The 6,698-nt window shown below is 43.3% G+C and carries 6 protein-coding genes; all 6 read left to right on the forward strand.

Features of this window, described 5'->3' with window-relative positions:
- The first annotated feature begins 29 nt into the window (after positions 1 to 29).
- The 6 genes from ACM0OS_RS16390 (at position 30) to ACM0OS_RS16415 (ending at position 6,432) form a co-directional block, all read left to right on the forward strand.
- Positions 30 to 1,769: a diflavin flavoprotein gene (locus ACM0OS_RS16390; protein WP_414544257.1), complete on the forward strand. Its 1,740-nt coding sequence runs from the start codon at positions 30 to 32 to the stop codon at positions 1,767 to 1,769.
- A gap of 173 nt (positions 1,770 to 1,942) precedes the next feature.
- Positions 1,943 to 3,655 carry a diflavin flavoprotein gene (locus ACM0OS_RS16395; protein ID WP_414544258.1) on the forward strand — a complete coding sequence of 571 codons (1,713 nt, stop codon included), beginning with the start codon at positions 1,943 to 1,945 and terminating at the stop codon, positions 3,653 to 3,655.
- Positions 3,656 to 4,307: 652 nt separating this feature from the next.
- Positions 4,308 to 4,487, forward strand: a complete 180-nt coding sequence (locus ACM0OS_RS16400) for a hypothetical protein (RefSeq protein WP_414544259.1) — start codon at positions 4,308 to 4,310, stop codon at positions 4,485 to 4,487.
- A 229-nt stretch (positions 4,488 to 4,716) separates the two neighbouring features.
- Positions 4,717 to 4,929, forward strand: a complete 213-nt coding sequence (locus ACM0OS_RS16405) for a hypothetical protein (RefSeq protein ID WP_414544260.1) — start codon at positions 4,717 to 4,719, stop codon at positions 4,927 to 4,929.
- Positions 4,930 to 5,169: 240 nt separating this feature from the next.
- Positions 5,170 to 6,012 (forward strand): FAD-binding domain-containing protein, encoded by an 843-nt coding sequence (locus ACM0OS_RS16410; protein WP_414544261.1) that lies wholly within the window; start codon positions 5,170 to 5,172, stop codon positions 6,010 to 6,012.
- A gap of 3 nt (positions 6,013 to 6,015) precedes the next feature.
- Positions 6,016 to 6,432, forward strand: a complete 417-nt coding sequence (locus ACM0OS_RS16415; RefSeq protein ID WP_414544262.1) for a hypothetical protein — start codon at positions 6,016 to 6,018, stop codon at positions 6,430 to 6,432.
- Positions 6,433 to 6,698: the final 266 nt, after the last annotated feature.

A 6,698-nucleotide genomic window follows, 5' to 3' on the forward strand; every position in this document is an offset into this window, starting at 1 on the left:
AAAATTTGCGCTCGGAGACGAATAAAATAATGGTAGCGATGTCTACGACCGGCAATGCCCAACCAGAGAACGTACAGCATCGACTGACAATACAGACTGTAGAAATTGCCCCTAACACAACGGCGATTCGCTCTCTTGACTGGGATCGCGATCGCTTCGATATCGAATTCGGACTGCAAAACGGTACGACTTACAATTCCTATTTAATTAGGGGCGAGCAAACAGTTTTAATTGATACTTCTCACCAGAAGTTTCGTCAGCAGTATTTAGACACACTCAAAAGTATTGTCAACCCCAAGACAATTGATTACATAATTGTTAGCCACACAGAACCAGACCATAGCGGCTTAGTGGAAGATGTGTTGCAGTTAGCACCTAGAGCTACTGTATTGGCATCGAAAATTGCCCTGCAATTCTTAGAAGGTTTGGTACACGAGCCATTTTCCAAGCGGATTGTCAAAAGTGGCGATCGCATAGATATTGGCAAAGGACATGAAATTGAATTTGTGAGTGCGCCTAACCTGCACTGGCCAGATACCATCTTCAGCTATGACCGCAAAACCCAAACCATTTTCACCTGTGATGCTTTTGGGATGCACTTCTGTGACGATCGCACCTTTGATGAGGACTTAGAAGCCATCGAAGCCGACTTTAGATTTTACTATGACTGTCTCATGGGGCCCAATGCACGTTCTTTGTTAAACGCCATGAAGAGAATGGGCGATCTCGGAAAAATTAACATAATCGCTAACGGTCACGGGCCTCTACTACACCATCATCTAGATGTACTCACCGAGTGCTACCACAGTTGGAGCCAAAGACAAGCCAAAACAGAAACCACCGTTGGCTTGTTTTATGTTTCCGAATATGGATATAGCGATCAACTCGGTATGGCCATCGCTGAAGGTATCCAAAAAACAGGGGTAGGCATAGAAGTCATTGACCTCAGCACCGCCGAACCTCAAGAAATTCAAGAACTAGCAGGGAGAGCCACCGGCGTAATTATTGGGATGCCCCCATCTACTGCGGTTGCGGCCCAAGCTGGTATCAGTTCATTGTTATCAGTCGTTAAAGACAAGCAACTGGTAGGCTTATTTGAATGTTACGGCGGCGATGATGAACCCATAGACACCCTGCGGCGGAAATTCATCGACTTGGGTGTTAAAGAAGCCTTCCCCGCAATTCGCATTAAAGAAGTTCCCACCGCCAGCACATTCCAACTGTGCCAAGAAGCAGGTACAGACTTGGGACAATTGCTGATGCGCGAACGTAACATCAAGCAAATCAAGTCCCTTGATGTCAACCTGGAAAAAGCCTTGGGGCGGATTAGCAACGGGCTATACATTGTCACCACCCAGAAAGGCGATGTGAAAAGCGCCATGCTAGCTTCCTGGGTAGCCCAAGCAAGTCTGCAACCATTAGGATTTACCATTGCTATGGCCAAAGACCGCGCCATTGATTCTTTAATGCAAGTAGGCGATCGCTTCGTCCTCAATGTCTTAGAAGAAGGCAATTATCAAGAACTGAAAAAGCAATTTCTCAAGCGCTTGCATCCCGGCGCTGACAGATTTACCGGAGTCAAAACCCAAACCGCCAAAAACGGTTCTCCTATTCTCACAGACGCTCTAGCATACATGGAATGTGAAGTCCAAAGCAGCATGGAGTGTAGCGATCACTGGCTTTTATACTGCACCGTTGATGAAGGTCGAGTTTCTAAAGCCGATGCACTCACAGCAGTGCGCCATCGCAAAGTAGGTAACTACTACTAATGGGGACTGGGGATTAGGGACTAGGTAAAGTCTCCCCCATCCCCCCATCTTTGCATCTCCACATTCCACATCTTCCACACATGAGCTTCCTGAATCCCTTCATTCAATCTGCTAAAAACTGGGCAACATCTACCCGGTTTTTCCATTTTTTCTCCACACTTGGCAAAAAATCTATGAGCAATTCCAAACCCCGTGACGTACAAGTTCTCCCCATCGCTACAAATACAAAATTCATTAGAGCGCGTAGTTGGTCACGTCTGCGGTTTGAAATTGAATATGCACTAGAAAGAGGTACTACCTCTAATTGCTATTTAATTGAAGGTGATAAAACCGCAATTATTGACCCACCTGCTGAAACTTTTACTGAACTTTACTTAGAGGGGTTGCAGCAAACCATCAACTTGAAAAAGTTGGATTATGCAATTTTGGGTCATTTTAGCCCCAATCGCGTACCTACTTTCAAGAAACTTCTAGAATTAGCACCACAGGTGACTTTTGTTTGTTCTCTTCCTGGTGCAGCTAATTTGCGTAACGCTTTTCCCGATGACGCACTGCAAATTTTAGTCATGCGTGGGAAGGAAACTTTAGATTTAGGTAAGGGTCACGTTTTAAAATTTTTGCCTATTCCCAGTCCCCGTTGGCCAGAAGGACTTTGTACCTACGACCAGCAAACCCAAATTCTCTACACAGATAAGTTATTCGGCTCTCATATCTGTGGCGATGATGTGTTTGATGACAATTGGGAAGTATTGAAAGAAGACCAGCGCTACTACTACAACTGTCTGATGGCTCCCCAAGCTACGCACGTAGAAGCCGCTTTGGAAAAAATCTCCGATTTGCAGGTGAGAATGTATGCGGTTGGTCACGGGCCTTTGGTGCGTACAGGTTTAATGGAACTTACCAAAGCTTACGCAGAATGGAGCCGCGCTCAAAAGGATCGGGAGATATCTGTAGCGCTACTTTATGCCTCAGCGTATGGCAATACAGCTATCTTGGCTCAGGCAATGGCTTTGGGATTGACTAAAGGTGGAGTTGCAGTACAATCAATTAACTGTGAATTTGCTACCCCTGATGACATTCGCGCTGCTGTGGAACAGTCAGATGGCTTTGTCATTGGTTCTCCCACCATCGGTGGTCATGCACCGACTCCCATTCATACTGCTTTGGGTATTGTGCTGACAGTTGGTGATAGCAGTAAACTCGCAGGTGTTTTCGGTTCCTACGGTTGGAGTGGCGAAGCATTTGATTTAATTGAAGGTAAACTGCGGGATGCGGGCTATCGTTTTGGGTTTGATACCCTCAAAGTCAAGTTTAAACCCGATGATGTCATGCTCAAGTTCTGTGAAGAAGTTGGCACAGACTTTGCTCAAACCTTAAGAAAAGCTAAAAAAGTTCGTCTACCGCAACAATCTGCTACCCCTTTAGAACAAGCTGTAGGTCGGATTGTGGGTTCAGTTTGCGTAGTCTCAGCTAAACAAGGTGATGTATCTACTGGGATGCTTGGTGCTTGGGTATCTCAAGCCACATTTAACCCGCCTGGGTTGACAGTTGCGATCGCCAAAGACCGAGCCATAGAATCTTTGATGTATCCAGGTGGTAAATTTGCCCTGAATATCTTGGAAGAAGGCAATCATCTAGAGTACGTGAAGCATTTCCGTAAGAGTTTTGTGCCTGGAGAAGATAGATTTGCCAACTTTAGCACCACAGTTGCAGACAACGGTTGTACTATTCTCACTGATGCTTTAGCATATGTTGAATGTTCAGTCAATCAACGTATGGAATGTGGTGATCACTGGGTAGTTTACGCAACTGTTGACAACGGTAAATTAATCAAGCCTGATGCGGTTACTGCCATTAACCACCGTAAAACAGGCACTCATTATTAGAGAGTTAATTGATACTAATTAGCAGTTATCTTTCTGATTTTTCATTACCCTGCTGCGTATAGCTACGGTGTACACACAAGTCGGAAGGAAAATTTCACCCCTGTTTGTTTTTAACTGGTAGGGTGCGGCGCTTGACGACTTTGGGGTGATTAGGGACTTCCAACTAAATAAATGTCCAATCACGGGGTAAGCAGGGGCGCAGGAGGGAGAAAGACAACCTTGCATCCCAGTAAATTGGATAATTTAATTTCTGGAAGTCCCTTAGATCATTTGTGTGTACACCGTAGGCACCGTATAGGGATGAAAACTTGGAGACTCTGCCTTTGATTATGAGGCTTTTGGCTGAGAACTCATCCCTAATGTCCCACCCCACCAAATGTGTTTCTTGAAAGTTAAATCTGATTGCCAAAAATTTTTGTAGACTCTAGAAGATAAGCAAGCTATAACTACAATAGTATTTTTAACTAGGAACTTTTAGCATTATACTCAGTCTAGCAAATCTGGCAGAAATATTTAGGTAAAATTCCGCAATTGCCACCAAGACAACTGAATATGTATCATGTCATCTTTAACTAGGAAATAAGTATCTGGCAGTTTTCACACAACATGCCAATTACTCTGCCGTAACGCTTTTATATATTTTGTTCCTCCTATGTCCGCACAAAACAACAAGATTAAATTTCCTTTTTGGCAGTATCTGAACCAACCCTTGTTTAGCCGTGATTCTCAATTAGAATTGAATCCCCGTCGCTTCGCCTATAGCTGGCGAATTGGGCTTCTAGAACGATGCTTGAATAAAGAGTGTGATGCCAAAGGGCCTCAACAGTATTAATCCATTTTGCAGTTTATAGATGACAGGAACGCTAATCTAGGGGCATGGCATGTAAATGTATGTCCCGTGTTTCTCATGATGTGAGGTAGTGTTGAACCCATTGGCTGGCTAATCGTGCTACTTCTTCCAGGGCGCCAGGCTAACCAATTTGGTGAGTTGCTCCTGGGATAATATCGAATTTCTTTTTTTTGCGGGCATTTGTGCTAAAGCATCGTCGTTCATGGTAATTATGGGAAGGTCTTTCCCAGCAAAAATAAGCAAGGTTGAGGTTTGGAGATCAGACAGTGCTTCACTAACTAAATCTGTTTGCCCACTGCGCGCCACAATTGCTTTGATTGCCAATGGACGGATTGTGGCTGCTAAAAATGCTGCACCGCCGCCAGTATCTGTACCAAAAAAAATAGCCGATATTGAGATGGTGGGTTATGGGGCTTTGCCATAGCCAGTAACTATTTGCTCATTAAGATTAAATAATGGTTTGTGATTGATAATTCTCTACCTAGGGCGTGTTTTCACGTTATATCCTAAAAAAAGATGCGATCGCTTGGTGATGATAATGAATCGAGGAGACTTAAGCAACGAATGTTGGGAGAGGTTAAAACGTTACTACCACCGCTAAAACTGAAAACAGGCAAGCCAAGTAATTTTATTTTAAATTTGTGAACTACGTATTATTTAAAATATGCGAAATGACTTTAGCGATCGTGATGAATTAATAGCTTACCTCCGCGAACAATTTCCCCAAGCCGCAGAACGCGATGACCAAATCAGTGAAACCATCGGGGGACGCAAAGCTGCTGTACAATTACTGCAAAAAGTAAATCCAGTAGCTTACGCCAAAACACGAAATTTGTTAACAGGTGCTGTCACGAGACTTTCACCCTACATTCGTTATGGGGTTTTGAGTTTACGAGAAATTAAAGATTATGTCCTTGACCAAGTAGAAAACCCCCAAGATGCCAGTAAACTAATTAATGAATTGGGCTGGCGTGATTATTGGCAGAGGTTATATGGCAAGCTAGGCAATGATATTTGGCAAGACCAAGAAGAGTATAAAACTGGTTACGCCCCATCAGAATACGCGCCGAATTTCCCCTCAGACATCATAGAAGGTAGTACAGGAATGGTTTGTATTGATAGCTTCAGCCGTGAATTACGCTCAACTGGCTATCTACACAATCATATCCGAATGTGGCTAGCCTCTTACACTGTCCATTGGCGGCGCATTCGTTGGCAAGCTGGGGCTAAGTGGTTTCTCCAACATCTATTAGATGGTGATCCTGCTAGTAATAATATGTCATGGCAATGGGTGGCTAGCACCTTTAGCCATAAACCCTATTTTTTCAACCGCGAAAATTTAGAACGTTACACCAAAGGTATTTATTGTCAAAAGTGTCCACTTTATGGTCATTGTGATTTTGAAGGTAGCTACGAAGAATTAGAACAGCGACTTTTTCCTAAAGGTGAATTTACAAAGAAACCTAACAGTCAAAGTTGGCAACGGGGGAAAAAAGGTAAAAGCTAAAACATGAATCAACCAATTGTTTGGATACATGGAGACTGCCTCAGTCCTGACAATCCTGGATTACAAAAATATCCTAATGCACCAGCAATTTGGGTATGGGATGAAGCTTTGATTGAAGAATGGCAATTAAGTCTCAAACGTATTGCATTTATTTATGAATGTTTACTAGAGTTACCTGTGGTTATTCGTCGTGGTGATGTGGCACAAGAAATTTTAGCTTTTGCCCAAGAACATGATGCTGATTTAGTGGTGACAGCAGCTAGTCCTAGTCCTCGGTTTAATGATATCTGTGACAAAATTGAGCGTTCTTTAAAGCTAGAAGTGCTGGAGATAGAACCGTTTTTTGAATACGATGGCTATATAGATCTGAAGCGATTTTCACGCTATTGGAAAGTTGCTGAAAAATATGTTTGGGAATAACTTAACGTGAGTTCAACGTTCGACGCATTTTAAAAACCCTACTTCCATTCCTCTCCCTTGCAAGGCTACCGTGTACAAACATCTGTGTATTGAGTGCAAAATTTGGGTTAGGGGGATAGAAACTTTGTGGGACTGGATTATCGGACTTATGTGTACACTATAGCCTTAGCCTTGGTAAGCGGCTGGGGACGAGGTTATCAAATTTTAGCCCAAGCTTAGTGGTGCAGAAAACTTTTTGGAGTCTCAAGTTGAAAAAACAGTAACAC

The organism is Nostoc sp. CCY0012 (genome assembly GCF_963920855.1).
Lineage (GTDB): Bacteria > Cyanobacteriota > Cyanobacteriia > Cyanobacteriales > Nostocaceae > Cyanocohniella.

Excerpts from the sequence above, each read along its gene's own strand:
- ACM0OS_RS16390 (WP_414544257.1), top strand. The coding sequence starts at position 30 with ATGGTAGCGATGTCTACGACCGGCAATGCCCAACCAGAGAACGTACAG.
- ACM0OS_RS16395 (WP_414544258.1), top strand. The coding sequence starts at position 1,943 with ATGAGCAATTCCAAACCCCGTGACGTACAAGTTCTCCCCATCGCTACA.
- ACM0OS_RS16400 (WP_414544259.1), top strand. The coding sequence starts at position 4,308 with ATGTCCGCACAAAACAACAAGATTAAATTTCCTTTTTGGCAGTATCTG.
- ACM0OS_RS16405 (WP_414544260.1), top strand. The coding sequence starts at position 4,717 with ATGGGAAGGTCTTTCCCAGCAAAAATAAGCAAGGTTGAGGTTTGGAGA.
- ACM0OS_RS16410 (WP_414544261.1), top strand. The coding sequence starts at position 5,170 with ATGCGAAATGACTTTAGCGATCGTGATGAATTAATAGCTTACCTCCGC.
- ACM0OS_RS16415 (WP_414544262.1), top strand. The coding sequence starts at position 6,016 with ATGAATCAACCAATTGTTTGGATACATGGAGACTGCCTCAGTCCTGAC.